This is a genomic window from Aquabacter sp. DMC10, assembly GCF_056314145.1.
On record NZ_JBQUYX010000003.1, the window covers coordinates 187,672 to 213,143 of the forward strand.

The window sequence follows — 25,472 nt, forward strand, 5'->3', positions numbered from 1 at the left end:
CTAGATCAACGGGACATTTCACGTGGCCTTAGGGCAATTGCGGATGACCTAAGGTTAGTTCTTGGGCGATACCTGCCCCCCGATTCCGGCCAGGAGCGCCATCCGCACCAGTTCCGAGAGGCTTGCGGCCTTCATCTTGGTCATGACATTGGCGCGGTAGACCTCCACCGTCCGCGGGCTGATGCCGAGATCATAGGCGATGGTCTTGTTGGCGTGGCCCGCCACCAAATATTCGAGGACCTGGTGCTCGCGGTGGGAAAGCGTGGCGATGCGGTCCTCCACGTCCTCGCGCACGGCGTCGATCTTCTGGGTCTCCTGCGCGCGGGACAGGCAGGCGCGGATGGCTGAGAGCAGCGCCTCGTCGTCGAACGGCTTTTCCAGAAAGTCGGCTGCGCCGAGCTTCATCGCTTCCACCGCCAGGGGCACGTCGGCATGGCCGGTGACCACGATCACCGGGATGCGGCAGCCGGCAATGTCCAGCTTCTGCAGCAGTTCAACCCCGCTGAGGCCGGGCATCCGCACGTCGGTGATGATGCATCCGGCCTTGGCGGGAATGCCGGCCTCCAGAAAGGCGGCGGCCGAGTCGTGCTGCTTCACCTCAAACCCGCTGCTGGCCAGCAGGAAGGCGAGCGAATGCCGCACCGCATCGTCATCGTCGATGACATGAATGAGTTGCGAGTCAGGCATCGTCCTCCCCTTCCTCCCGCACTGTGCGCAGCGTGAAGCAGAAGACTGCCCCACCCTCCGGGTTGGGCTCCGCCCAGATGCGACCCCCATGGGCCTCAATGATGGTCCGCGAAATGGAAAGCCCGACGCCCATGCCTTGAGGCTTGGTCGTCACGAAGGGGGTGAACAGCTGCTGGGCCACCTCCTCCGTCAATCCGTAGCCGGTGTCGGAGACGGTCACGGAGACCATGTCGTCCGCGGCGGGTGCGGTCTGAACCGTCAATCGGCGAACCGGGGCTTCCATCATGGCTTCCACGGCGTTGCGCAGCAGGTTGAGAAGCACCTGCTGTACCTGGACCTTATCCGCGAGCACCTGGTCGCAGGTGGGGTCGAAATGGAACCGCACCTGGATGCCGTATTCCTTAACGCCCACCAGCGCAAGCGCGCTGGCCTCTTCTACCAGCTTGGCCAGGCTCTCCACCCGCCGTTCGGTCTCCCCGCGTGAGACGAAATCGCGCAGGCGCCGAATGATCTGGCCAGCGCGCAGCGCCTGCTCGGCGGCCTTGTCGAGCGCTCCCTTGAGCATTTGCGACGTGCTGTCTTCGGAGGCTTCCAACAGGCGGCGAGACCCCTTGAGGTAGTTGGCGATGGCCGAGAGGGGCTGGTTGAGCTCGTGCGCCAGTGTCGAGGCCATCTCGCCCATGGCGGTGAGGCGGGAAATATGGACCAGTTCCGACTGCAGCTCCTGCAGGCGCGCCTCCGTCTTCTGGCGCTCGGTCAGGTCGCGGATGAAGCCGGTGAAGAAGCGGCCGGAGGAAGAGCGCATCTCGCCCACCGCCAGCTCCATGGGAAAGGTGGTCCCGTCCTTGCGCTGGCCCACCACCACGCGGCCGATGCCGATGATCCGCCGCTCGCCTGTAGACAGGTAGCGATCCAGATAGGCGTCGTGGGAATCCCTGTGGGGGTTGGGCATCAGGATCGACACATTGCGCCCCACCGCCTCCGCCGAGGAGAAGCCGAACAGGCGCTCCGCCGCGGTGGAGAAGGACTGCATGATGCCGCACTCGTCGATGACGATCATGGCATCCGGCACGGTGTCGAGGATGGAGGACAGGTGGGCCTCGCGGGCCAGCAGCGCCCGGTCGCGGGCGGCTGCATCCACGCGGGTGCGCCGCAGCCTTTCGCCCAGTATGGCGGTGCCGAGCCCGGCCACCAGAAGCAGCAGGAGAACCGACCAGTCGGTTGGGGTCGGATCGGTGCCGGTATTGGCCAGAAGCAGCAGGCCCAGAATGCTCACCACCAGCGCGCCAAGGCCCGCGGCAATGCCGCGCGTGCCCACCAGCACCACGGCCAGGGTGCACAGGAGGGCGGCATGGGTGCCGAAGGGCGGCATCTTCAAGATGCCGATCAGACCGGTCACCACCGTCGCTGCGGCCACGCCGATCACCATGCGCAGGACGGTGGGAGGCATGAGGCCAAAGGCGGCCCGGCTTACGCTTGGATCACTGGAATTGAAACTCATGCGGCCCCAGCTGGATCGCCACTTAAGGTCGTGAGGCACGTTAGCACGCACTTTGCGACTAGGGGATATTACTTAAGGAGGCAGACGTAAGGGTTCAATCCGAATTTCGCCTTTCCAGGCAACGGACTATCCCTGTCGACGTCCAGATGGAGACCGCTCCGATGAACGTCCACGTCGCCCCCCTGTCCTCGCATAATGCGCTGAATGCCCGCGGCGAAGTCCGGTGGGGAGAGACTGTCGATGTCTCCCGCGCTGCTGATCTTGTCAGCAGCCTCGGCACTGTCGTGCAGGTCGCCCGCAACTCCGAAATCTTCGGAGAGGACGAGCCAGCCGAATATATTTACGTGGTGCTCTCCGGTGTGGTGCGCATCTGCAAGCTGCTCGGCGACGGCCGCCGCCAGATCGAGGCCTTCTGCCTGCCGGGCGATGCCTTCGGCTGGGAGCGCGGGGCCACCAACCGCTTCTCCGCAGAGGCGGTCAATGAATGCCGGCTCGCCCGGGTGAAGCGCTCCATCCTCTTCGCCCGTGCCTCCGATGATGCCGAGCTTGCTCAGGCCCTGTGGGCGCTGACCTTTGCGGAACTCCATCGCGCCCAGGATCACCTGCTTCTCCTCGGCCGCAAGACCGCGCAGGAGCGCGTGGCGGCCTTCCTGCTGGACCTTGCCCGCCGCTCGGCGGCGAGCCTTGAGCCGGCCACCGAAGTGGTCCTTCCCATGTCCCGCCAGGACATCGCCGACTATCTCGGGCTGACCATCGAGACCGTGTCGCGGACCCTCACCTCGCTGGAAGAAGCGGCGATCATCGCCCTGCCCTCCTCGCGCCGGGTGATGCTGCGCGACCGTCATGCCCTGCGGCGCCTCGACTCCTGAGGCCGCCGATCTCGTTTTGTGCCGCGTACCCGCGTAACTTCCTCCCCACCTCACACCGCCGCCGAATGCCGTCGAGGCTCGGCGGCGTTTTCTTTTGCGCGGGGCAGATAGGCATCGAACACGGCGCACACCACGCGCGTAAAGCTGCGCGCGGTCTCGGGGACGCGAATCACGGAGCCGATGACCTGGACGAGGCCGTCCGCTTCGAGGGGGGCCAGTGCCGCGCACTCCGCCGTGAAGACCGTGGGCGAGACGTCATGACGGGTGCAGACCGCTTCCAGGTCCACCGCCAAATCGCACATGAGGCGTTCGATCACGTCCCGCCGCAGCGTGTCCTCAGCGGTGAGCGCCCGGCCCCGGGCGATGGGAAGAAGGCCTTCGGCCACAGCCTTATGCCAGGCGGGCGTGGCGGGAAGGTTCTGAACATAGCCTTGCGGCAATGCCCCAATGGAGGACGGACCGAAGCCGATCAAGGCCGGGGCATCGTCCGTGGTGTAGCCTTGGAAGTTGCGCTTCAGCGCACCTGCTTCGGCCTTGGTGGCCAAGCTGTCGTGCGGCTTGGCGAAATGGTCCAGCCCGACGGAAACATAACCGGCCTCATTGAGCATGCGGGCAATGAGGCTCGCCTGATCGAGCCGCGCGGATGGACCCGGCAGAGTGTCCTCGGGGATGAGCGCCTGGTGGCGCTTCATCCAGGGCACATGGGCATAGCCGAACACCGCGATGCGGTCCGGCTCCAGTTCCAGCGCAGCGCGCACGGTGCGCGCCACTGTTTCAAGCGTCTGATGCGGCAGCCCATAGATGAGGTCCAGATTGATGGAGGGCACGCCGGCGGCGCGCAGCCAAGCCGCGACCTGGGCCGTCTCCTCGAAGCTCTGCATCCGGCGGATGGCCTTCTGGACATCCAGCTCGAAATCCTGGACGCCGAGGCTGACGCGGTTCACCCCATTGCGCGCGAGGGCGGCCGCCTTCGGTTCGTCCATGACCCGGGGATCGACCTCGATGGCGATTTCCGCGCCGTCCGCAATGTCGAACACCGACCGCAGGCGGTCCATGACGCGAGTGAAATCGGAATCCGACAGCATGGTGGGCGTGCCACCGCCAAAATGGACATGCCGCGCTGACAGCTTGTGGGGCAGCCGCTGGGCCACCAGCGCGATCTCCTCCAGCAGGCGATCGGTGAAGGCAGCAACGGGCGTATAGCTGCGCGCCACGCTCGTCTGGCAGCCGCAATAGAGGCACAGCTCGGCGCAGAACGGCACGTGCAGGTAAAGGGAGACATCCGCCCCCGGCGGCAGCGCTGCAAGCCATTGCGCGTAGGTGCCGGCATCCACCTGGGGCCCGAAATGAGGCGCGGTGGGATAGCTCGTATAGCGCGGCACCGGGCCGCCATAGCGCGCCAGGAGATCCTGTGCGGAGGGCAGGGCAGGCGCGGAGCGGGGGGAAAAGGCGAGCGCGGTCATGAATTCTTCATGCCGCGACCGCCCATGCAGGGCCTTGATTCAGGACAAGATGCTTTGTCCGCTCAGTGCTTGAAGTGACGCACCCCGGTGAACACCATGGCGAGGCCCGCCTCGTCGGCCGCCGCGATCACCTCGGCGTCGCGCATGGAGCCGCCCGGCTGGATCACGGCGGTGGCGCCCGCCTCCACCGCTGCCAGCAGGCCGTCGGCGAAGGGGAAGAAGGCGTCGGAGGCCACAACCGAGCCCTTGGTGAGCGGCACCGAAAGACCGGCCGCCTCGGCCGCATCCTGCGCCTTGCGGGCGGCGATGCGGGCGGAATCCACGCGGCTCATCTGCCCGGCGCCGATGCCGACGGTGGCGAGGTCCTTGGCATAGATGATGGTGTTGGACTTCACGTGCTTGGCCACGCGGAAGGCGAAGCGCAGGTCCAGAAGCTCCTGCTCGGTGGGCGCGCGGCGGGTGACCACCTTCAACTCCAGGTCGTCGGCGCTGACATTGTCACGGCTCTGCACCAGGAGGCCGCCGGCCACCGTGCGCACATTCAGGCCCTCGGCGCGCGGGTCAGGCAGGCCGCCGGTGACCAGCAGGCGCAGATTCTTCTTGGCGCCGACAATGGCGATGGCTTCCTCGGTGGCGTCGGGGGCGACGATCACCTCGGTGAAGATCTCCGTCATCAGCCGGGCGGCGTCCGCATCCAGGGTGCGATTGACGGCGATGATGCCGCCGAAGGCCGAGACGGGGTCGCAGGCCAGCGCCTTGCGATAGGCTTCTTCCAGGCTCGCCCCCTCGGCCACGCCGCAGGGATTGGCGTGCTTGACGATCACCACCGCCGCTGAGCGGGCGGGATGGAACTCGCCAACGCACTCGAAGGCTGCGTCGGTGTCATTGATATTGTTGAACGAGAGCTGCTTGCCCTGCACCTGCCGGGCGGTGGCGACGCCGGGGCGCTGCTCGCCGGTGGCATAGAAGGCCGCCTTCTGGTGGGGGTTCTCGCCATAGCGCAGCTCCTCCAGCAGCTTGCCGCCAAAGGCGCGATAGGTGGGCGCGCTCACATCCACCTGGCCCGCGAACCAGTTGGAGATGGCGGCGTCATAGGCGGCGGTGCGGGCATAGGCGGTCTGGGCGAGGCGGCGGCGCAGCGCGAGCGTGGTGCCGCCGTGCAACTCGATCTCCTTGATGACCGCCTCATAGTCGGCCACATCCACCACCACGGCCACGTCATTGTGGTTCTTGGCCGCGCCGCGGATCAAAGCCGGCCCGCCGATGTCGATATTCTCGATGGTCTCGTCGAAGTCGGCGCCGCGCGCCACGGTGGCCTCGAACGGATAGAGGTTCACCACAACCAGATCGATCGGGGCGATGGCGTGCTCGGCCATGGAGGCCTGGTGGCCGGCATCGGCGCGGATCGCCAGGATGCCGCCATGCACCTTGGGGTGCAGCGTCTTCACGCGGCCGTCCATCATTTCCGGGAAGCCGGTGAGTTCGGCGACGTCCAGGACCTCAAGTCCCGCCTCGGCCAGCGACTTGCGGGTGCCGCCGGTGGAGACGAGCTGCACGCCGGTCTTGGCCAGCGCGGTGGCGAAGGGAATGAGCCCGGCCTTGTCGGACACCGAGATCAGGGCGCGGGTGACGGGGCGGACATCAATGGTCATGGAGGCACTCCGAACGGGATTGGGCTCGCCCTATCACGTCCGGCCGCCTGTCGTCATCAAGGTCGCGCGGCTGGCCCCCGCACCGGGGTGGGACGCACGGACGGCGCCTCGCGGGTGCGCACGAAGGTCCAAAGCAGCCGCGGCGTCTCGGCGAGATTGCCGGAAAGCGCAAGCTGGAGCGTCCGACGAGGGCCATCGGGGGCTGCCAGATAGACGCTCTCCTCCACATTCACCATCTGGTTCGGGGCCACGAAGGCCCAGGCCTCCCCCCCGGGAACCGTAAGCAGAACAGTGCTTTGGTCGTCCAGCCGCTCCACTGTGATGGCCGGGTGCAGGTGGAAGCGGGCAACGAAGCCCACGGCCGGCAGCGCCGCCTCGGGCCCAGCGGTGGAGCGGAATACGTCCTCCCCGTCCAGGCGCCCGCCCTCCCCGTCCAGGCGCCAGGAGCGCTGGTGGATGACGCCGAACGGCTCTGCATAACCGTCATGGCTGGCCCGCAGCATGATGGTGCCGTCGCGGCTGCCTCTTTGCACTGGCACGGATTTCGGGCCGGACACGATGGGAATGCCCACCATGCGGGCGAGCCGCCCCTCGCCGAAGAAACGGCAGGACGAGGTATCGCCGATGACCACCGTGGAATGGGCCGCCGTGGCACGGGCCACTTGGCGCCAGCGCTCCCGGTTGATCTCGGTCATCCCGCAATTGACCACGATGCGGTGCCGGCCGGACGACATCTCGAAGGCGAGGCAGCTGGCATGCGCCTCCTCGCTGGCCGAGAGGGGCGGCGGCGCGCCGGTGTCGGCGATCACCACCGTGCCGCGTGCCTCCATGCGCTGGAAGCCTGCATGGGGGGCGTTGGCCACCGGGGCGCCTCGGGCATCGTCATAGGCCAGGATGGTGGCGAGCTGGTCGGCGGCCGTGTGGCTCATGCCATGGAAGAGCGAGAAGGCCCCGTCCCCGTGCCGGAAGAAGCGCAGCATGGGCATCATCCGGTCGATGGCGTTCATGAGCGCCGGCGGGGCGGGCTGGTTGCGCGCGGCGAACGCATGACGTAGCGGCAGGAGGTCCAGCAGCAGCGCGATCAGCATGCCCGGGCTGCGCGTGAGCGGGCCCCCATCAGGCAGGATCTGCCGGTCCAGTTCCTCTACCAGCCGCTTCTGGGCGGCTCGGAGCAGGCGAGACTGGTCGGACATGCATAGGCCCGCGAAGACCAGCGCGATCAGGGCAATAAGGCGGGGATAGCCATCTGGCGCCTCGCCGGACGCGCGACGCAGATGCCGCACCTGCCGCGCCAGGCTCTTCATGAAGCGGCGGTAGAAATCGTGATCCGCGTCCTGGAGGATGAAGGGCGCCTGGGTCAGCCAGGAAATAATGCGCCGGGCGGTGACGTCGGGCCGGGCGGCCACGGTGCGGGCGACGCCGGAATTGCGGATCCAGTCGCCGACCAAGGCACGGGCATTGGCGCGCGCGATCGTGGTTCCGGCCGCGCGCAGATGGCGCAGCCAGCCGAAGCCGTGCAGCACCTCGGCCCATTCCTCGGAGGGCGGGTCGATCTCGAACGGGGTGCGCCCCTCCAGCATGGCGATCTTGCCGGCGAAGGCGAAACGGCCGGCATAGATTTCGCTGGCGCGGGTGGGATCGCCGGTGCGCAGGTCCTGCGGCGCGATGAGCAGGCGCTCGGGCACGGGCACGCTGACCTGGCCGAGCGCCAGCGGCGCAGCCGGCGCGCGGGCCAAGAGCGAGCGCCAGGAACGCCCGACGAGATAGCCCGCCAGGCGCACGCGTTCTGCCAAGGCTCCCCGTGTCATGCGTCCTGCTACCCCTGCCCGCGGACCGTCCTTCGGAAGGCGAGGCTCGCGGCGCCCGTTCCGGGTGGCGGCGTCCCCGCGAGGGAGGCGCTCAGTCCCGAAATAGGCAAAGCCGGATCAGCCGCGCTTGCGCAACCGGGCCGCGAAGAAGCCGTCAATTCCCGAAAGCTCGGGCCTCGGCGCGGGCCAGTCCGAGGGAAGTGTGCGCAAATCCCCTTGAGGAGTGATGAATTTTTCGATCCCGGGAAGCTCATTCTTGTCGATGGGCGCACGCGCCACGTCGGAACGGCGGGCGAGCAGAGCCTCGATCTGGGCTTCCCCCTCCTCCGGCTCCAGCGAGCAGGTGGAATAGACCAGCACGCCGCCGGGCGCCAACAGGTCCACCGCGTGGTCGATGAGCCGGCTCTGGAGTGCGCCGAGGGTGGAAATGTCGGCCGGACTCTTGCTCCAGGCGACATCAGGATGGCGCCGAAGCGTGCCGGTGGCCGAGCATGGTGCATCCAGCAGGATGGCCTCGAACGGCTCCGCCTTGAAGGTGGTGGCGTCCGCCTGGACCACGCTGGCGGCAAGGCCGAGGCGGGCGAGATTTTCCTTCAGGCGTGTCAGGCGGTCGGCGGAGCGGTCCACGGCGGTGACATCCGCGCCGGCGGCGGCGAGCTGGGCGGTCTTGCCACCCGGTGCAGCGCAAAGATCCGCCACCCGCCGGCCCCGCACTTCACCCAAAAGGCGTGCGGGCAAGGCGGCGCCGGCATCCTGCACCCACCATGCCCCCGCCTCGAAGCCGGGAAGGGCGCGGATGGGGCCGGCATTGGCGAGCCGCACGGTGCCGGTGGGGGTGAGCGTGCCGCCGAGCGTTTGCGCCCAGCCTTCGGCATCGCTCTTCACGGTCAGGTCGAGCGGCGGCTCGTTCAGGAGGGCTTCGCAAATGGCGCGTGCGCCGTCGGCGCCATAGGTGGCGGTCCAGCGGGCGCGCAGCCAGTCCGGCGTGTCGAGAAGTAGAGGGGATACCTGGGACAACAGGTCCTGACCTTCCCGGGTCAGGCGGCGGAGCACCGCATTGATGAGGCCGGCAAAGCCGCCGGTGGACCGGTCATGCCGCGCCACTTCCACGCTGAGGCCCACCGCCGCATGGTCCGGCACGTCCATGAACAGAATCTGCGCGGCCCCCACGAGGAGAACGGTTTCCACCTTGGGGGCAGACCGCGGCGTCCCCCGCTCCAGCAGCTGGGCGAAAATGGCGCGCAGGGTGCCAAGGCGCCGCAGGGCCGTGGCAACGATGCGATAGGCGAGCGCCCGGTCCCGGGGATCAAGGCCGGCCGCGGCCTCCAGGGCCTCCTCGAGCGGCAGGCCGGCGCGCAGGATGCGATCCAGGGCGTCGGCAGCGACGAGCCGCGCGGGCAGGCCGGAGGGCGGCGGACGCCGCGAGGCGTTGGAAGATGGGGATTTCATGTGCGGCAGGTAAGCCAGGCCGGGCGGATTTGCAAATGTGTCGGCGGTGTTCCCGGGAATGGAAGCGCGACGCGCCCTCCATCCCCGGTCCAGATTGGGCGCGTGCTGCCGGGGCACGCGTCCGGCACAATCAGCCCCACGGGCCGCGCCGGGGGCCACCGTTCCAGGGGCCGGCGGCGCGGGGGGCGGCACGGACGCCATGACCCAGTCCCATGCCCCGACCCATCTGCCGGGCCAGATCCTGCAAGGCCGCGATGCGGTTTTCGGTGGCGGGATGGGTGGAGAAGAGGCCGTCCATCCTCTGGCCGGACAGGGGATTGATGATGAACATGTGAGCCGTGGCTGGGTGGGCCTCGGCCTCGTAATTTTCCACCTGATGGGCGATGCCGGCGATCTTGGCCAGCGCCGAAGCCAGCGCCATCGGCTGCCCGCATATCTCCGCCCCGCCCCGGTCGGCCTCATATTCGCGCGAGCGGGAAATGGCCATCTGCACCACCATGGCGGCAAGCGGCGCCAGGATGACCATCAAGATGGTGCCGATTGCGCCGAAGGGCGAGCCGTTTTCCCGGTTCCCGCCGCCGAACAGAAGGCCGATATTGGCCAGCATGGAGATGGCGCCGGCAATGGTCGCCGTGATGGTCATGGTCAGGGTGTCGTGATGCTTGATGTGCGCCAGTTCGTGCGCCATCACCCCCGCCACTTCGTCGCGATCAAGGGTGCGCAGCAGGCCGGTGGTGGCGGCCACCGCGGCATTCTGCGGATTGCGGCCGGTGGCAAAGGCGTTGGGCTGGGGATTGTCGATCAGATAGACGCGAGGCATGGGCAAGTCCGCCCGCGCCGCCAGTTCGCGCACCATGGCCACCAGTTCGGGCGCCGTGCGGTCGTCCACTTCCTGGGCGCCATACATGCGCAGAACCAGCTTGTCCGAATTCCAATAGCTGAACAGGTTCATGCCCGCGGCGATGACCAGCGCGATCATCATTCCGCCCTTGCCGCCGATGGCAAAGCCCACGGCCATGAAAAGGGCGGTCAAACCCGCAAGCAGGATGGCCGTCCGTACGTAGTTCATTCCTCTCTCCTTCAGCGGCCAAGCCTGAGTCGCATGCCGCATCGTTAAGGATGGGGATCGGGTGTTTTCGGTTCAAGGCGTCCCGGCGCGCCGGGAGAACAAAAGCGGGCCAGAGGCCGCGCCGCGATTCGGGCCCCACCTGTTCTCCTTTCGCCCCGGTCGGGTTGGTCCTGCCTGTGCCAGGATGGAACAGGCGCGCCGCGACGCGGCGGCCCTTTCCCTCGCGCCCCGCCATCCCTATCTTCCAGGAGACGTGCGGCCCTGCCGCCATCCCCTTGAAGGATGCGAGTTCCAACATGTTCATCCAGACCGAGCCGACGCCGAACCCGGCGACCTTGAAATTCCTGCCGGGACGCACCGTCCTTGGCGATGGCACCCTTGAACTGCGCAGCGAGAGCGAAGCCGAGCGTTCTCCGCTCGCCCAGCGCCTGTTCGAGGTGAATGGGGTGAACGGGGTGTTCCTGGGCTCCGACTTCATCACAGTGACCAAGGCCGGCGGCGACTGGGCGCACCTGAAGCCCGCCATTCTCGGCGCCATCATGGAGCACTTCATGTCCGGCGCCCCCGTGCTGGCGGAGGGCGTCGCGGCCTCCGAGGACGGGGACGAGTTCTTTGCCGCTGAGGATGAGGAGATCGTCGACACCATCAAGGAACTGATCGAGACGCGCGTGCGTCCGGCGGTGGCCAATGATGGCGGCGACATCACCTTCCGCGGCTTCAAGGAAGGCATCGTTTATCTCAACATGAAGGGCTCCTGCTCCGGCTGCCCCTCCTCCACCGCGACGCTGAAAAACGGCATCGAGAACCTGCTGCGCCATTTCGTACCCGAAGTGGTCGAGGTGCGGCCGGTCTGATCTGGGCGGTTGAAAAGGCGAAGGTTTCGGCGGCGGGCGGGGGATTTTCCCGCCCCTCTTCCGTTGAGGCCGGTTTCGGGGGATTGTGGGCCCGGGATTCGGGCTGCCACACCACATGTATGTTCTGGCCATTGATACGGCGCTGACCGCCTGCTCGGTTGCGGTGCTGAACGGGGAAAGCGACACCATCGTCGCCGGCGATTCCGTCTATATGGAACGCGGCCACGCGGAGGCGCTGGTCCCCATCGTCGAGCAGGTGATGCGCGATGCCGGGCTCGACTTTCCCGAGCTGGATCGCATCGTGGCGACCGTCGGGCCGGGCAGCTTCACGGGGCTTCGGGTGGGGCTATCCGCCGCCCGGGGCTTTGCCCTTGCTGCCCGTCGTCCGGTGGTCGGGGTGACGACGCTGGCCGCCCTTGCCGCCCCCTTCCTGGCCATGGATGACAGCCTGCCGGTGGTGAGTGCCATCGATGCCCGCCACGATCATGTGTTCCTGCAGATGTTCGGCACCGGCGGGCGCACCCTCATTGCCCCCCGCGTGATGGCGGCGAAGGACGCGGCGCGCTCGGTGGCCATCGGCGCCGTGCGGATCGTGGGATCGGGCGCGGCGCAGGTGGCGGAGATGTGGCCTCCGGGGGAGACGAGCCCGGTGGCCGTCGAGGTCATGGCGGCGCCGGATGTGGCCTGGGTGGCGCGCCTCGGGGCGGCGGCCGACCCATCGCAGGCAGAGCCACGCCCGCTTTATCTGAAGGCCCCTGATGCCAAGCCGCAGGATGCGGCGCGGATCGCGCGGCGGTGATTTCCTTTCCCGGCTTCTCGGCGCCCAAGGCGCCTGTGGTGCGCGATGCCGGCATGGCCGATGTGCCGGCGCTGGCGCGAATCCATGCCGCCTCTTTCCACCGCGGCTGGGGGACGGACGAACTGGAACGCCTGCTGGCCGGGCAGGCCGCCCGGGCTCATGTGGTGGGCCGGGGGCAAAATGAGGTGCTCGGCTTCGTGTTGTCGCACCTGGTGGTACCGGAGGCGGAGATCCTGACCATCGCCATTGCGCCGGCCGCCCGCGGCAAGGGGCTCGGCCGCCTGCTCCTGACCCACCATCTCCAGCGCCTGGCCGGGCTCGGTGTGACCGCGTCGCACCTGGAGGTGGAGCAGGGCAACGGGGCGGCCGTGAAGCTTTATCGTGGGCTGGGCTATGGTGAAGTGGGGCGCCGCAAGGGCTATTATGCCGGTCCCGATGGTTCCGGCGATGCCTTGGTGATGCGCCTCGACTTCTGAGCCGGCCTCGTTTTCGGTCCGGCGCCCCGGCTTGCGGTCGCCCCGGCACGACGCCATAAGCACCCTGCGGCTCGGCGAAGGAGGAGGGTATCCTTGAGCGACAAAATCAGCGCCATCGAGGAAGCCTGCCACGCCAAGGGCATGCGCATGACCGACCAGCGCCGGGTGATCGCCCGTGTTCTCACCGCTGCCGAGGATCATCCTGACGTCGAGGAGTTGTACCGCCGGGCCAGCGCCATTGATGAGCGGATCTCCATCTCCACTGTTTATCGCACGGTGAAGATGTTCGAGGATGCCGGGATCGTAGAGCGTCACGAATTCGGCGATGGGCGCTCGCGCTACGAGCCGGTGCCCGACGAGCATCACGACCATCTCATCGACCTGCGCAGCGGCGAGGTGAAGGAGTTCCGGTCCGAGGAGATCGAGCGCCTCCAGGAAGAGATCGCCCGGCGGCTCGGCTACCGGATCGTCGGCCATCGGCTCGAATTGTATGTGGTGCCGCTCGAGGAGAAGCCGGCGTGACCCTGAATGTGCCGGCCCCCCCGCCCTGGGTGGACTCCTTCGACAAGGAGCCCATGCCTGATCTCGGACCTGAATGGCCGGCCGCCTCCCGTGTGCTGGATCGCATCCGCATGGGCGGCGTGCTGGTGGCCCTGGCTGCCGTCACTGCGGTTGGCATTCCGCTCCAATGGGTTGCTTTGAAGCTGAACCTTCCGGTCCGCCGTCACATCCCCATGCTGTTTCATCGTGCCGTGCTGGCGCTCATCGGCGTGCGGGTCACGGTGAAGGGCGCCCCGGACGCCGCGCGGCCCCTTCTTTTCCTGTCCAACCATTCCACCTGGCTGGACATTGGCGTGCTCGGCTCCATCTTGCCCCTGGTGTTCGTGGCCAAGGCTGAGGTGGCGGGATGGCCGCTGATCGGGCTCCTGGCCAAGTTCCAGCGCTCGGTGTTCGTGGATCGCCAGCGCCGCGCCAAGACGGGCGCGGTCAACCAGGAAATCGCCGAGCGCCTCTCGCAGGGCGACCCGGTGGTGCTGTTCGCCGAAGGCACGTCCAGCGATGGCAACCGGGTACTGCCCTTCCGATCCGCCCTTGTGGGTGCCGTGCGCGACGTCATGGCGGCGGGAGCGGAGGCGCGGGTGCAGCCCGTGTCGGTGGCCTATGTGAAGGTCCAGGGCATTCCCATGGGGCGCCAGCATCGCCCGCTCGCCGCCTGGTACGGAGACCTGGATCTGGCACCCCATCTCCTGGAAGTGCTGCGCCAGGGCGCTGTCGACGTGACCGTGACGTTCGGGGAGGCCAAGGCGCTGGATGGCCCGTTGGACCGCAAGGCCGTCACGCGGGTGTGCGAAGAGGAGGTCACGCGTCTCCTGCAGGGCAGCCTCTCGGGCCGCGGCGGAGCGACGTGAGTTTCCAAATCGCGCGATTGCCAGTAAGACTGAAGCTGGTTCTTACAAACACGGGGAAGATGGCATCGGCGTCACAGCAGCGTCGCGTCGCGGCGCGAGGGTGACGGCGGCAGACAGGCAATGGACGAGCCCCGCAAGCTTTATGTGAAGTCGTTCGGGTGCCAGATGAACGTCTACGATTCCCATCGTATGGCGGACACCCTGGCCAAGGAAGGCTATGTGGAGACGAGCGATCCGGCGGACGCCGATCTCGTCATTCTGAACACCTGCCATATTCGCGAAAAGGCCGCCGAGAAGGTCTATTCGGAGCTTGGACGCATGCGCAAGGCGCGCGCCGAGACCGGCCGGGAGAATATCATCGCGGTGGCTGGCTGCGTCGCCCAGGCCGAGGGCGCCGAGATCATGCGCCGCGCCCCTGTGGTGGACCTGGTGGTCGGACCGCAGAGCTATCACCGCCTGCCCGAGCTGCTCGCCAAGGTGAAGGCCGGCGGGCAAGCGGTGGATACGGAGTTTCCGGTCGAGGACAAGTTCGACCATCTGCCCGCCCCCAGCCTTGAGGCGACGCGCAAGCGCGGCCCCACCGCCTTCGTCACTGTCCAGGAAGGCTGCGACAAGTTCTGCACCTTCTGCGTGGTGCCCTATACCCGCGGCGCCGAGCTGTCGCGCCCGGTGGCCAAGGTGGTTGCCGAGGCCGAGCGCCTCGCCGGCCAGGGCGTGCGCGAGATCACCCTCATCGGCCAGAATGTGAACGCCTATCATGGCGAAGGGCCGGACGGGATCGTGTGGTCGCTGGCCCGTCTGCTCCATCGACTGGCGGAAATTCCCGGCGTGGCGCGCCTGCGCTACACCACCAGTCATCCCCGCGACATGGATGACGACCTCATTGCCGCCCATCGCGATCTGCCGGCGCTGATGCCCTATCTGCACCTGCCGGTGCAGTCCGGCTCGGACCGCGTGCTCCAGGCCATGAACCGCAAGCACGGCCGCGCCGAATTCTTCGACATCATCGACCGCATGCGCGCGGCCCGGCCGGACCTGGCGCTGTCCTCCGATTTCATCGTCGGCTTCCCCGGGGAAACCGACGCCGAGTTCGAGGAGACCATGGACCTGGTGGAACGGGTGGGCTTTGCCAGCGCTTATTCGTTCAAATACTCCGCCCGTCCGGGCACGCCGGCGGCGGACCATGCCAGTCAGGTGGCGGAAGAGGTGAAAACCGAGCGGCTCGCCCGTCTGCAAGCGGCCTTGGAGCGCTCCAAGCGCGCCTTCGATCGCGCCTGCGTGGGGCGTTCCTTCCATATCCTGCTGGAGAAGCCGGGCCGCTATCCCGGACAGCTCATCGGGCGTTCGCCCTATCTGCAATCGGTGGTCGTCGAGGCGCCCGGCGCTCAGATCGGCGATGTCATCCCCGTCACCATCCTGGAGGCGGGACCCAATTCCCTTTCCGGCCGGCCCGAAACGGGTGTGGCGGCCGGGGAGACCCGCCCTCTTGCGGCAATGGAGGCCTGAGCTTGCGCAGATCTGGCGTCGACCGAGACCGTCCGCCGGTGCCCCAGGGCCCCGCCCGCGCAGCCATATCCGACCCCTGGGCGATCCAGGGGGTGGATGCGCCCACGCAGGTGGTGCTCGCCTTCGACGACAATCGCCTCGCCACCCTTCTGTTCGGCCAGTACAGCCGCAACCTTGCCCTCCTGGAGCGCAAGCTGGGGGTGAAGGCGGATTCGCGCGGCAATCATGTGACGCTGGAAGGCCCGCGCGATGCCTGTGAGCAGGCCCGCCATGTGCTTGAGCACCTCTACGACGGCCTGAAGCGGGGGCGCGAGGTGGGGCCGGGCGATGTGGAAGGCGCCATCCGCGAGGCGGTCTCCCAGGGTTCCCTGTTCGATTTCGATCCCGCCGAAGACCGCCAGAGCTTCGACGAGATCCAGCTGCGCCGCCGCCCCGTGCGGGCCCGCACCGCCGCGCAGGATGCCTATATCCGCGCCCTGAAGCGTCACACGCTGGTGTTCGGCGTCGGCCCCGCCGGTACCGGCAAGACCTGGCTAGCAGTGGCCTATGCGGTGCATCTGCTGGAGCGGCGGATGGTGGATCGCCTGATCCTCTCGCGCCCAGCGGTGGAGGCCGGTGAGCGGCTCGGCTTCCTGCCCGGCGACATGCGCGAGAAGGTCGATCCCTATCTGCGGCCCATCTATGACGCGCTCTACGACCTGATGGACCGCTCCTTCGTGGAGCGCGCCCTCCAGTCCGGCGAGATCGAGATCGCGCCGCTGGCCTTCATGCGCGGACGCACCCTCGCCAATGCCGCCGTGATCCTGGACGAGGCGCAGAATGCCACGTCCATGCAGATGAAGATGTTCCTGACCCGCCTGGGCGAGAACTCCCACATGATCATCACGGGGGACCCGAGCCAGACCGACCTGCCGAGCGGCCAGACCTCCGGCCTTGCGGAGGCGGTGCGGCTGCTGGATGGGGTTGAAGGCGTCGGCCTGTCCTATTTCACCGCCCAGGATGTGGTGCGCCACGAACTGGTGGCGCGCATCGTCGCCGCTTATGAGGCGAACGACGCGGCCAAGGCGGGCAAGGGGACCTGAGCCATGGCCATGCCCTCTCCCGGCCCCGAGGCGGACATCGACATCCTTCTGGAGGCGGAAGGCTGGGCGGAGCTGCCGGAGGCGGAGGCGCGCTGCGCGGCGGCTGCCATGGCCGTGCTCACCGCCCATGCCGAGACCTTCGACCGGTCGGTGGAACTGGCGATCACCCTGACGGACGATGCCCGCATCCAAGTGCTCAACCGCGACTGGCGCGACAAGGACAAGCCCACCAACGTCCTGTCCTTTCCCGCCGCGGAGGTGCCGGAGGACGTGACGCCGGAGCCCCTGGGCGACATCATCGTCGCCCTGGAAACAGTGCTCGCCGAGGCGACCGACGAGGGCAAGGCGCCGCTCGATCATTTGAGCCACCTGGTGGTGCATGGCACGCTGCACCTGCTCGGCTATGACCACGAGCAGGACGACGAAGCCGAGGAAATGGAAGACATGGAGCGGCGCATCCTGGCGGGGCTCGGCATCACCGACCCCTATGCGCTGCCCGCCGAAACCTGAACTGAGACCCCAAAGGGAGACCATGTCCAATATCGATTCATCGAGCGACCCGGCCGCTTCGGAGCCGCAGAGTTTTCTCGATCGATTGCGTGCCCTCCTCGGCACCTTCCGGCCCCAGGGCTCCCTCCGCACGGATCTGGAGGAAATCCTGGATGAGCAGGACACCGCCGAGGAGGTGAGCGAATTCACGCCGTCCGAGCGCAAGATGCTGCGCAACATCCTGCATCTCAAGGAGGTGGGGATCGGGGACATCATGGTGCCGCGGGCGGAGATCGTCGCGGTGCAGAAGGACGTGACCCTCGGCGAGCTCATGGTCGCCTTCGCCAATGCCAGCCATTCCCGGCTCGTGGTGCATGATGACGGCCTGGACGATCCCGTGGGCATGGTCCACATCCGCGACCTGTTGACCTTCATCGCGTCCGGCGGCCGCCCTCGGGAAGTGGTGGAAGCCGAAGGGCTGGACCCGGCCGCCCTCAATCTCGGCGCCTTCGACCTCGGCCAGTCGCTGGCCGATACCGGGCTCGTCCGTCGCATCCTTTATGTGCCGCCGTCCATGCCCGCCATCGACCTTCTGGTCTCCATGCAGGCCGCGCGCGTCCATCTGGCCCTGGTCATTGACGAATATGGCGGCACCGACGGCCTCGTCTCCATGGAAGACGTGGTGGAGGAGATTGTCGGCGAGATCGAGGACGAGCACGACGACGAGGATTCGGATGTCCAGAGGCAGGCCGACGGCAGCTTCCTGGCCGACGCCCGCACGCCCGTGGACGACGTGATCGAAGTGCTCGGCCCCGACTTTGCTCCGGCCGAACTGGTGGATGAGGTCGATAGCCTTGGCGGGCTCGTGGTGACGCTCGCCGCCCGCGTGCCCAAGGTGGGCGAGACCGTTCTGACCCCCGGGGGCTTCACCGTCGAAGTGCTGGAGGCCGATCCCCGGCGGGTGAAGCGCCTTCGGATCGTCCCGCCGGCGCCCCCTGCGCCCGAAGGCCCCGGTGAGGCCGGCGAGGCGGCGTGACGCGAATCCGGGACTGGCTCAGCCGCTCGGCCGACCGTTTGCGCACCGTCACGGACTGGCGCAGATGGGGGTGCGCCTTTCTGGTGGGGGCCGCGTCTGCCGCCTCCACCGCGCCATTCGATCTCTGGCCGGTGCTGGCCGTGACCTTTCCTGCGCTGGTGCTGCTGCTGGACGGCATTGCAGCCCCGCGTTGGCGAGGCGTTCGCGCTGCGGCCGCCATCGGCTGGTGGTTTGGCTTCGGCTATTTCCTTGCCTCCTTGTGGTGGATCGGCAGCGCGTTCCTCGTGGAGGCCGATGTCTTTGCCTGGCTCCTGCCGGTCGCGGTGGTGTCGATGCCGGCGGGGCTGGCCTTGTTCTCGGCACTGGGACTTGCGGTGGCGCGGCTGTTCTGGCGGGGCGGGCCTACGCGTCTGGCGGCCTTGTGCGTCGGCCTTGGTGGCGCGGAATGGCTGCGCGGCCATGTGCTCACCGGATTTCCCTGGAACACCTTCGGCTACGCGGTCACCGAGGTGCTCCCCCTCGCCCAAGGCGCGGCGATCGTCGGTCTGTGGGGTCTGACATTCCTGACCATCGCGATCTTTTCCACCCCCGTGCTGCTGCTGGACCGCCCCCTCCGCCGGGATTCGGTGGTCGTGGTGGTCGCCGCGGGGGTGATCCTGGCGGCGGGGTGGGCCTGGGGCGCTTGGCGGCTGGCCACAACCCAGGTCGGAACCGTGCCGGATGTTCGCCTCCGGCTGGTTCAGCCTGCCATCCCGCAGGATGAGAAATTCGCCTATGCCCGTCGGGAAGCGGTGCTGGAGGAATACCTGGAGCTAAGCGTCCGCCCCAGTGCGCGCTATCCCGGCGGCCTGGCGGACGTGACCCTCCTGATTTTTCCGGAATCCGCCTTTCCCTTCATCTATGAGTACGAGCCCTGGGCGCGACAGCGCATCGCGCAGACGCTGCCCGCGAACGTGACCTTGGTGACGGGCGCGGCCCGCCGGGGACCCCCGCCGCCGGGGCAGACCTCCTCTTTCTTCAACTCCATCCGCGTGATGGATCACACCGGGCGGGTGCTGCAGAATGCGGACAAGGTGCATCTGGTGCCGTTCGGGGAATATCTGCCGTTTCAGTCCTTTCTGGAAAGCCTGGGACTGGAGCAGCTCACGCGGGTGCGCGGCGGCTTTTCCGCCGGTCTGAAGCTTGAGGCCCTGCATATTCCCGGCGCTCCGGCGGCCGGGCCCCTCATCTGCTACGAAGCGATCTTCCCGGGCGCTGTGCTACCGGAAGGCGAACGTCCCGGGTTTCTGCTCAACGTGACCAATGATGCCTGGTTCGGACTGACCCCCGGCCCCTACCAGCACTTCCTCCAGTCCCGCTTGCGCAGCATCGAGGAAGGCCTGCCACTGGTGCGTGCCGCCAATACCGGCATCTCGGCAATTATCGACCCTTTGGGGCGTGTTGTTGCAACCCTGGGTCTTGGAGAACGAGGTGTCTTGGATACAAGTTTGCCCGAGCCGTTAGGGAATGTCCCCGTTTCAGCCCGCTATGGTGCGTTGCCCGCGCTCATTATCTACCTGGTTCTGCTGACAGTTTGTGTCATGCAAACAATTCTCTCTCTGCATCCGCGAAAACACGTAGAAGTTGATCGACGCTGAAACGTTGTATGCTTATCTTGGCGTGTGTCAGGGCAGCCTTCGCTTCGCGAAGTGAGACACTCATTTCCGATTCACCGGAGAAACCATGGCCAAGAAGGCGCCGAACCCGATCGACAAGCATGTCGGTAGCCGGGTACGTATGCGACGCATGATGGTTGGGATGAGCCAAGAAAAACTCGGCGAAAGTCTCGGCATCACATTCCAGCAGATCCAGAAGTACGAAAAAGGGACCAACCGTATCGGCGCGAGCCGTCTCCAGCAGATCTCGGTGGTGCTTGGCGTGCCCGTGGCCTTCTTCTTTGAAGGCGTGCCCACCACGGGACCTGAGACGGAGGGCTTTTCCGAGGCGGCCTCCCCCACCTACGTCTCCGATTTTCTCGCCACCTCCGACGGTCTTGCCCTGACCCGGAACTTCATGCGCATTTCAGATGCGAAAGTGCGCCGCCGCATCGTGGATCTCGTCGCATCCATTGCCGGGGAAGAGGCCGAGGGCTAGCGTTCGGTTTGTCGAACGAATCCGGCAAGCCGGCTTGACCGGCTTGTGGGGCTCTGCCACAACCTCGATGTCGAATAGCAGCGGAAAAGGCCAGATGGCGCGTTCATCTTATCTCTTCACCAGCGAATCCGTTTCCGAAGGTCATCCCGACAAGGTGTGCGATCGGATCTCCGACGAAGTGGTGGATGCCTTCTTCCGCGCTTCCCTGGAGCAGGGATTTGACCCGAGCCAGGTTCGGGTCGCGGCTGAGACCCTTGCCACCACGAACCGCGTGGTGATCGCAGGTGAGACCCGCGGCCCCTCTACCATCACCAAGGATCTCGTCACCCACCTCGCGCGTCTCGCCATTCGCGACATCGGGTACGAGCAGGACGGCTTCCATTGGGAGAATGCCGAGGTCGAGGTGCTCCTGCACGCCCAGTCGGCGGACATCGCCCAGGGCGTGGACATCTCCGGCAATAAGGACGAAGGCGCGGGCGACCAGGGCATCATGTTCGGCTATGCCGTGCGTGAAACCCCGGAGCTCATGCCGGCGCCCATCTATTATGCCCACCGCATCCTCAAGGTGCTGTCCGAAGCGCGCCGCAGCGGCGAGACCAAGGTTCTCGGCCCCGACGCCAAGAGCCAGGTCACCGTGCGCTACGAGCAGGGCAAGCCGGTCGGCGTGACCCAGCTGGTGCTGTCCACACAGCACCTGGATGAAAATCTGTCCTCGGTGGACGTGCGCCACATCGTCGAGCCCTACATCCGCCAGGCTCTGCCCGACGGCTGGATCTCGGACGAGACCATCTGGCACGTCAATCCCACCGGCAAGTTCGTGATCGGCGGCCCGGACGGCGACTGCGGCCTGACCGGCCGCAAGATCATCGTGGATACCTACGGTGGCGCGGCGCCCCATGGTGGCGGCGCCTTCTCCGGCAAGGACCCCACCAAGGTGGACCGGTCCGCGGCCTATGCGGCCCGTTACCTGGCCAAGAATGTGGTGGCCGCCGGCCTTGCCGACCGTGCCACCATTCAGCTGGCCTATGCCATCGGCGTGTCTGACCCCCTGGCGGTGTATGTGGACCTGCATGGCACCGGCCAGGTGGACGAAGCCAAGCTGGAGAAGGCCCTGCGCGAGGTGGTGAACCTGCGTCCGCGCGGCATTCGTGAGCATCTGGGCCTCAACAAGCCCATCTATGCCCGCACCTCCTCCTACGGCCATTTCGGTCGCGCCCCCGAGGCCGACGGCGGCTTCTCCTGGGAGCGCACCGATATTGCTGACGCCCTGAAGGCGGCCTTGGCCTGATCCAAGACCTTTCGAGCGATGGCCGGACGAACCGTTTGCGTTCGTCCGGCCATTTGCGTTAAGGGGCTTGGTAGGCGCTCCCATTGCTCGGCATTGCGCCGGTCGGCGCGCGAAAATGGCCGTCATGCGGCTTGAACCACCAGATGACTCCGGGTTCCCACGTGGCCACCGACATGCCTCCCGCTCCCCCGTTCGATCGCGCCGAAAAGGGCTCCTTCTACGGGCGACGGGTCGGCAAAACCTTGCGTTCCATTCCCGCCGAGGCTCTGGCGCGGCTTTTACCCGTCTACCGGATGGAGCTTGAGGCAGCCGCTGCGCCGCAGGCCCTGTTCGATGGTCCCGTGCGCGATCTCCATCTGGAAATCGGTTTCGGCGGGGGCGAACATCTCATCTCCTGCGCGCTTGCCGCGCCGGACGTGGGCTTCATCGGCGTGGAGCCGTTCGTGAACGGTATGGCGCGTGGCCTGATGGACCTGTCGGCCTCCGGCGCCGCCAATGTTCGGGTGTTCGACAAGGACGCTGCCCTCCTCCTGGCGCGCCTGCCGGAACAGTCCTTCGGGCGGGTCGATCTGCTCTATCCCGACCCCTGGCCCAAGCGCCGTCATTGGAAGCGCAGGTTCGTGCGACCGGACAATCTCGACCTGATCGCGCGCGTGTTGCGACCGGGCGGTCTGTTCCGTATTGCCAGCGACGTGCCCGACTACGTGGATTGGACGCTGCGTGAGGTGCGCGCTCATCCGGCCTTCCACTGGCTGGCGGACACCGCCGACGACTGGCGCCGGCCTTATGAGGGCTGGCCCGGAACGCGCTACGAGGCCAAGGCCCTCCAGGCCGGCCGAGTGCCAACCTACCTTCGCTTCGCGCGCCGCTGACGCCGCGCGGCGCCTCAGCTGCTGGCCGGTGCCGCCGGCCGGCGGCCGAAGTCCGGCGCGGCGGTTTCCTGGCCCTGCTCGATGATGGACCGGCGAATGGCGCGCGTCCGGGTGAAATGGTCGAACAGGGCCTGCCCGTCGCCATAGCGGATGGCCCGCTGGAGCGCCGAGAGATCCTCGTTGAAGCGGCCCAGCATCTCCAGCACGGCCTCTCGATTGTAGAGGAACACGTCCCGCCACATGGTGGGGTCGGACGCGGCGATGCGGGTGAAGTCACGGAAGCCGCCAGCCGAGAACTTGATGACCTCGGACGTGAGGGTCTGCTCCAGATGCTCGGCCGTGCCCACTATATTGTAGGCGATCAGATGCGGCACATGGCTGGTGATGGCGAGCACCAGGTCGTGGTGCTGCGGCGACATGGTCTCCACATTGGAGCCAAAGCCGCGCCAGAGTGCGGTGACGGTTTCCACCGCCGCCTCGTCTGCGTCCGCCGGTGGGGTAACGATGCACCAGCGGCCCTCGAACAAAGCGGCAAAGCCTGCGTCCGGTCCTGAGAATTCCGTTCCGGCCACCGGATGGGCTGGCACCAGATGGGCGTACGCGGGCACATGAGGGGCCATGAACTCGATCACGGCGGCCTTCACAGATCCCACGTCGGAAACAACGGCCCCGGGCTTCAGGGCCGGGCCGATGTCCGCCGCCACCGCACCGGAAGCGCCGACGGGCACGCAGGCGATGATGAGATCGGCGCCATCTGCTGCTGCGGCGGCGCTGTCCGGCACCACATGGGCAAAGCCGAGCTCGCGCACGCGCGCGCGCACCGCGGGATCCTGGTCGGTGACCACGACGGTGCGGGCGACACCCTTCTCGCGGGCGGCACGCGCAACCGACGAGCCGATCAGACCCGCGCCGATGACGGCGAGGCGCTCAACGGGCACGCTCACTGCTCCGCTCCCGCAAGGAAGTCGGACAAGGCCCGCACCGCGAGAATGTTCGCCTCTTCCGAGCCAACGGTCATGCGCAGCGCGTGTGGCAGCCCATAGGCGCCCACCGGGCGCAGGATGAGCCCCCGCCGGGTGAGGAAAGCATCTGCCGTGCGCGAGCCGCGGGGGCCCTCGGCGTCGAAATGGATCAGCACGAAATTGGCCACGGACGGCGTCACCTTGAGACCGAGGGCGCCGATCTTGGTCGTCAGCCAGGAAAGCCAGTGGTCATTGTGCTCCACGGCCTTCTCCACATGCGCCTGGTCGCCGATGGCGGCGATACCGGCGGCGAGCGCAGGGGCGCACACGTTAAACGGCCCCCGCACGCGGTTGAGCGCGTCGATCACCTCTGCAGACCCCACCGCCCAGCCAAGGCGCAGGGCGGCCAAGCCGTAAATCTTGGAGAAGGTGCGCGTCATCAGCACGTTGGGCGCCGAAAGGGCCAAATCCAGGCCGGAATCGAAGCCGGGCCGGCGGACATATTCCGCATAGGCCGCGTCCAGCACCAGGAGGACGTTGGCCGGCAAGGCGGCGTGCAGGCGCTGGACCTCGGAAAAGGGCAGGCAGGTGCCGGTGGGATTGTTGGGATTGGCCAGGAACACCAGGCGGGTGCGTTCGGTGACCGCGGCCAGGATCGCGTCCACGTCGGCGGTGTGGTCGGTCTCCTGAGCGACCACCGGCGTCCCACCGGCCGCGAGGGTGGCAATGCGATAGACCAGGAAGCCGTATTGAGTGAACACGGCCTCGTCGCCGGGGCCGACATAGGCCTTGGCCGCCAGGGCTAGCAGCTCGTCGGAGCCGGCGCCGCAGACAATGCGCTCCGGGTCGATGCCGTGGGCGGCACCAATGGCCTCGCGCAGCGCGGTCGCTGCCCCGTCAGGATAGTCCTGAAGATGGTCTGCAGTGGCCAGGAAGGCGGCGCGCGCCTTCGGGCTCGGGCCGAGCGGCGTCTCGTTGGAGGAGAGCTTGAACACCTTCTCCACCCCGGGGGCCTGGCTCTTGCCGGGCACGTAGGCATCGATGGCCAGGACGCCGGGGCGCGGCACGGGACGGGAGGTATCACGCAAATTGTGTGCGCGCGCGGTCATGGAAGCACTCCGGGAATCACGGGCGGGCGGCGAGGTCCGCGCAGTGTCGGTAGGGGGCGGCATGGCTGCCGGCGAGCACCGCCCCGCGCACCCCGGCCCCTGCCTCCGTGAGGGCGGCTAGCGCCCGGTCTCGCGCGCCGGCGGGCACGCTCATCAAAAGCGCCGCGCCGGACAGCGAACCGTCCGAGGCGGCCACGACTTCCGCCGCGGCGGATACGGCACTGGCGGCTTTCGGGCTCCAGTCGGAGACCCGCACGCTCCACACTTCCACCTCGGTGACTGCCGCATCATTGATGGGATGGGAGACCACGAACACGGGAAGCGCAGCGGGATGGTCGGCCCGGTCCACGAAGGGCAGGCGGGCGATGATCTTGGGGGCGTCCGCAGGCTCAAGGGCCGTCCACCACGCCTCGCTCCCGAAGGGCGCCGCCGCGGGCAGAAGACCCAGGTCGCCCTTGGAGGCGGCCACCGCCTCGATCACGCCCCGCGACCCCACATGGGGCACGAAGGGGGTGGTGAAGCCGAAATGGAAGCGCGCGCTGTCGCGCATCAGCGGTTCGCCCACCGATAGGTCCGCATGCACCGCATAGGGCGCTTGGACATAGGTGAAGGTGGAAATGATGACCCGCCAGATGCTCTCCACCGTGTCGAGCGGCAAGAGGCCGTGATGGCGCTCCACAAGGCGCCGCATCATGGCGGCCTCGCGGGCCGGCCGAAAGGCCGAGCCCTCGGTCTGGTTGCGCTTGACGGCCACCAGGCGGTCGATGATTTCGCCGCGCTCCATGAGAAGGCGATGCATCTGTTCATCGATGCGATCGATCTCGGCGCGCAGGTCGGCGAGGGAGGGAATGGAGGAAGGTGAGGTCATGGGGATCACGAAGCCGGACCGCTCCTGTAGACCCACAACGGCTCAAGATCAAAGCATTGTTGAGCCGGTGGCATTTGCGCGCAGGCGGGGC

The 25,472-nt window shown here is 67.3% G+C and carries 24 protein-coding genes; 14 read left to right on the plus strand and 10 right to left on the minus strand.

Annotated features, from left to right (window positions below; all coding sequences use genetic code 11):
- Window positions 1-54 precede the first annotated feature (54 nt).
- Both fixJ and ACT54L_RS09595 read right to left on the minus strand, forming a co-directional pair.
- Window positions 55-687, minus strand: a complete 633-nt coding sequence (gene fixJ / locus ACT54L_RS09590) for a response regulator FixJ (protein ID WP_476085357.1) — start codon at window positions 685-687, stop codon at window positions 55-57.
- Window positions 680-2,188 carry a PAS domain-containing sensor histidine kinase gene (locus tag ACT54L_RS09595; protein ID WP_476085358.1) on the minus strand — a complete coding sequence of 503 codons (1,509 nt, stop codon included), beginning with the start codon at window positions 2,186-2,188 and terminating at the stop codon, window positions 680-682. The genes fixJ and ACT54L_RS09595 overlap by 8 nt, the downstream gene beginning before the upstream one ends.
- Before the next feature lie 161 nt (window positions 2,189-2,349).
- On the opposite strand from ACT54L_RS09595, the gene ACT54L_RS09600 reads away from it, so the two are divergent.
- Complete coding sequence (locus ACT54L_RS09600) at window positions 2,350-3,057, plus strand: helix-turn-helix domain-containing protein (RefSeq protein ID WP_476085359.1); 708 nt, start codon at window positions 2,350-2,352, stop codon at window positions 3,055-3,057.
- A gap of 50 nt (window positions 3,058-3,107) precedes the next feature.
- Here the strand turns inward: ACT54L_RS09600 and hemN are convergent, their stop codons facing one another.
- The 5 genes from hemN to htpX form a co-directional block, all read right to left on the minus strand.
- Window positions 3,108-4,520, minus strand: coding sequence for an oxygen-independent coproporphyrinogen III oxidase (gene hemN / locus ACT54L_RS09605; protein WP_476085360.1), 1,413 nt, complete (start codon window positions 4,518-4,520; stop codon window positions 3,108-3,110).
- Between the two features lie 62 nt (window positions 4,521-4,582).
- Window positions 4,583-6,172, minus strand: coding sequence for a bifunctional phosphoribosylaminoimidazolecarboxamide formyltransferase/IMP cyclohydrolase (gene purH / locus ACT54L_RS09610; RefSeq protein WP_476085361.1), 1,590 nt, complete (start codon window positions 6,170-6,172; stop codon window positions 4,583-4,585).
- A gap of 56 nt (window positions 6,173-6,228) precedes the next feature.
- Window positions 6,229-7,980, minus strand: coding sequence for a heparinase II/III family protein (locus ACT54L_RS09615; protein ID WP_476085362.1), 1,752 nt, complete (start codon window positions 7,978-7,980; stop codon window positions 6,229-6,231).
- A gap of 117 nt (window positions 7,981-8,097) precedes the next feature.
- Entirely contained in the window at window positions 8,098-9,429 is a 1,332-nt protein-coding gene (rsmB, locus tag ACT54L_RS09620; protein WP_476085363.1) for a 16S rRNA (cytosine(967)-C(5))-methyltransferase RsmB, read from the minus strand.
- Window positions 9,430-9,559: 130 nt separating this feature from the next.
- Window positions 9,560-10,498 carry a zinc metalloprotease HtpX gene (htpX, locus tag ACT54L_RS09625; RefSeq protein ID WP_476085364.1) on the minus strand — a complete coding sequence of 313 codons (939 nt, stop codon included), beginning with the start codon at window positions 10,496-10,498 and terminating at the stop codon, window positions 9,560-9,562.
- A gap of 296 nt (window positions 10,499-10,794) precedes the next feature.
- Between htpX and ACT54L_RS09630 the strand changes: the two genes are divergently transcribed.
- The 13 genes from ACT54L_RS09630 (at window position 10,795) to trmB (ending at window position 22,442) form a co-directional block, all read left to right on the plus strand.
- Window positions 10,795-11,352: a NifU family protein gene (locus ACT54L_RS09630; RefSeq protein ID WP_476085365.1), complete on the plus strand. Its 558-nt coding sequence runs from the start codon at window positions 10,795-10,797 to the stop codon at window positions 11,350-11,352.
- A gap of 115 nt (window positions 11,353-11,467) precedes the next feature.
- Window positions 11,468-12,151: a tRNA (adenosine(37)-N6)-threonylcarbamoyltransferase complex dimerization subunit type 1 TsaB gene (gene tsaB / locus ACT54L_RS09635; RefSeq protein ID WP_476085366.1), complete on the plus strand. Its 684-nt coding sequence runs from the start codon at window positions 11,468-11,470 to the stop codon at window positions 12,149-12,151.
- Entirely contained in the window at window positions 12,148-12,627 is a 480-nt protein-coding gene (gene rimI, locus ACT54L_RS09640; protein WP_476085367.1) for a ribosomal protein S18-alanine N-acetyltransferase, read from the plus strand. Before tsaB ends, rimI begins: the two co-directional genes overlap by 4 nt.
- Window positions 12,628-12,720: 93 nt before the next feature.
- Entirely contained in the window at window positions 12,721-13,149 is a 429-nt protein-coding gene (locus ACT54L_RS09645; protein ID WP_476085368.1) for a Fur family transcriptional regulator, read from the plus strand.
- The gene (olsA, locus tag ACT54L_RS09650) at window positions 13,146-14,036 is read left to right on the plus strand and encodes a lyso-ornithine lipid O-acyltransferase (protein ID WP_476085369.1); all 891 of its coding nucleotides are present in this window, start codon (window positions 13,146-13,148) and stop codon (window positions 14,034-14,036) included. Before ACT54L_RS09645 ends, olsA begins: the two co-directional genes overlap by 4 nt.
- Window positions 14,037-14,156: 120 nt before the next feature.
- On the plus strand, window positions 14,157-15,542 hold the full coding sequence (gene miaB / locus ACT54L_RS09655) for a tRNA (N6-isopentenyl adenosine(37)-C2)-methylthiotransferase MiaB (protein ID WP_476085370.1): 1,386 nt from the start codon (window positions 14,157-14,159) through the stop codon (window positions 15,540-15,542).
- A gap of 65 nt (window positions 15,543-15,607) precedes the next feature.
- A complete protein-coding gene (locus ACT54L_RS09660) occupies window positions 15,608-16,624 on the plus strand; it encodes a PhoH family protein (protein WP_476085763.1) in 1,017 nt (338 codons plus the stop codon).
- A 3-nt stretch (window positions 16,625-16,627) separates the two neighbouring features.
- Window positions 16,628-17,134, plus strand: a complete 507-nt coding sequence (gene ybeY, locus ACT54L_RS09665; protein WP_476085371.1) for an rRNA maturation RNase YbeY — start codon at window positions 16,628-16,630, stop codon at window positions 17,132-17,134.
- 22 nt (window positions 17,135-17,156) lie between these two features.
- Window positions 17,157-18,149 (plus strand): hemolysin family protein, encoded by a 993-nt coding sequence (locus tag ACT54L_RS09670; protein WP_476085372.1) that lies wholly within the window; start codon window positions 17,157-17,159, stop codon window positions 18,147-18,149.
- Entirely contained in the window at window positions 18,146-19,786 is a 1,641-nt protein-coding gene (gene lnt, locus ACT54L_RS09675; protein ID WP_476085373.1) for an apolipoprotein N-acyltransferase, read from the plus strand. Before ACT54L_RS09670 ends, lnt begins: the two co-directional genes overlap by 4 nt.
- Before the next feature lie 85 nt (window positions 19,787-19,871).
- Window positions 19,872-20,282, plus strand: a complete 411-nt coding sequence (locus ACT54L_RS09680) for a helix-turn-helix domain-containing protein (RefSeq protein ID WP_476085374.1) — start codon at window positions 19,872-19,874, stop codon at window positions 20,280-20,282.
- Window positions 20,283-20,376: 94 nt separating this feature from the next.
- Window positions 20,377-21,570, plus strand: coding sequence for a methionine adenosyltransferase (gene metK / locus ACT54L_RS09685; protein ID WP_476085375.1), 1,194 nt, complete (start codon window positions 20,377-20,379; stop codon window positions 21,568-21,570).
- 173 nt (window positions 21,571-21,743) lie between these two features.
- On the plus strand, window positions 21,744-22,442 hold the full coding sequence (gene trmB / locus ACT54L_RS09690; RefSeq protein ID WP_476085764.1) for a tRNA (guanine(46)-N(7))-methyltransferase TrmB: 699 nt from the start codon (window positions 21,744-21,746) through the stop codon (window positions 22,440-22,442).
- Between the two features lie 14 nt (window positions 22,443-22,456).
- Here trmB and ACT54L_RS09695 read toward each other — a convergent pair whose 3' ends face one another.
- From ACT54L_RS09695 to ACT54L_RS09705, 3 genes are read right to left on the minus strand one after another with little or no spacing between them, the layout of a single operon-like run.
- A complete protein-coding gene (locus ACT54L_RS09695; RefSeq protein WP_476085376.1) occupies window positions 22,457-23,386 on the minus strand; it encodes a prephenate/arogenate dehydrogenase family protein in 930 nt (309 codons plus the stop codon).
- Window positions 23,383-24,513, minus strand: a complete 1,131-nt coding sequence (gene hisC / locus ACT54L_RS09700; protein WP_476085377.1) for a histidinol-phosphate transaminase — start codon at window positions 24,511-24,513, stop codon at window positions 23,383-23,385. Before hisC ends, ACT54L_RS09695 begins: the two co-directional genes overlap by 4 nt.
- Before the next feature lie 16 nt (window positions 24,514-24,529).
- Complete coding sequence (locus tag ACT54L_RS09705; RefSeq protein WP_476085378.1) at window positions 24,530-25,381, minus strand: chorismate mutase; 852 nt, start codon at window positions 25,379-25,381, stop codon at window positions 24,530-24,532.
- Between the last annotated feature and the right edge of the window lie 91 nt (window positions 25,382-25,472).

Excerpts from the sequence above, each read along its gene's own strand:
- fixJ (WP_476085357.1), bottom strand. The coding sequence starts at position 687 with ATGCCTGACTCGCAACTCATTCATGTCATCGACGATGACGATGCGGTG.
- ACT54L_RS09595 (WP_476085358.1), bottom strand. The coding sequence starts at position 2,188 with ATGAGTTTCAATTCCAGTGATCCAAGCGTAAGCCGGGCCGCCTTTGGC.
- ACT54L_RS09600 (WP_476085359.1), top strand. The coding sequence starts at position 2,350 with ATGAACGTCCACGTCGCCCCCCTGTCCTCGCATAATGCGCTGAATGCC.
- hemN (WP_476085360.1), bottom strand. The coding sequence starts at position 4,520 with ATGACCGCGCTCGCCTTTTCCCCCCGCTCCGCGCCTGCCCTGCCCTCC.
- purH (WP_476085361.1), bottom strand. The coding sequence starts at position 6,172 with ATGACCATTGATGTCCGCCCCGTCACCCGCGCCCTGATCTCGGTGTCC.
- ACT54L_RS09615 (WP_476085362.1), bottom strand. The coding sequence starts at position 7,980 with ATGACACGGGGAGCCTTGGCAGAACGCGTGCGCCTGGCGGGCTATCTC.
- rsmB (WP_476085363.1), bottom strand. The coding sequence starts at position 9,429 with ATGAAATCCCCATCTTCCAACGCCTCGCGGCGTCCGCCGCCCTCCGGC.
- htpX (WP_476085364.1), bottom strand. The coding sequence starts at position 10,498 with ATGAACTACGTACGGACGGCCATCCTGCTTGCGGGTTTGACCGCCCTT.
- ACT54L_RS09630 (WP_476085365.1), top strand. The coding sequence starts at position 10,795 with ATGTTCATCCAGACCGAGCCGACGCCGAACCCGGCGACCTTGAAATTC.
- tsaB (WP_476085366.1), top strand. The coding sequence starts at position 11,468 with ATGTATGTTCTGGCCATTGATACGGCGCTGACCGCCTGCTCGGTTGCG.
- miaB (WP_476085370.1), top strand. The coding sequence starts at position 14,157 with ATGGACGAGCCCCGCAAGCTTTATGTGAAGTCGTTCGGGTGCCAGATG.
- ybeY (WP_476085371.1), top strand. The coding sequence starts at position 16,628 with ATGGCCATGCCCTCTCCCGGCCCCGAGGCGGACATCGACATCCTTCTG.
- ACT54L_RS09670 (WP_476085372.1), top strand. The coding sequence starts at position 17,157 with ATGTCCAATATCGATTCATCGAGCGACCCGGCCGCTTCGGAGCCGCAG.
- ACT54L_RS09680 (WP_476085374.1), top strand. The coding sequence starts at position 19,872 with ATGGCCAAGAAGGCGCCGAACCCGATCGACAAGCATGTCGGTAGCCGG.
- metK (WP_476085375.1), top strand. The coding sequence starts at position 20,377 with ATGGCGCGTTCATCTTATCTCTTCACCAGCGAATCCGTTTCCGAAGGT.
- trmB (WP_476085764.1), top strand. The coding sequence starts at position 21,744 with ATGCCTCCCGCTCCCCCGTTCGATCGCGCCGAAAAGGGCTCCTTCTAC.
- hisC (WP_476085377.1), bottom strand. The coding sequence starts at position 24,513 with ATGACCGCGCGCGCACACAATTTGCGTGATACCTCCCGTCCCGTGCCG.
- ACT54L_RS09705 (WP_476085378.1), bottom strand. The coding sequence starts at position 25,381 with ATGACCTCACCTTCCTCCATTCCCTCCCTCGCCGACCTGCGCGCCGAG.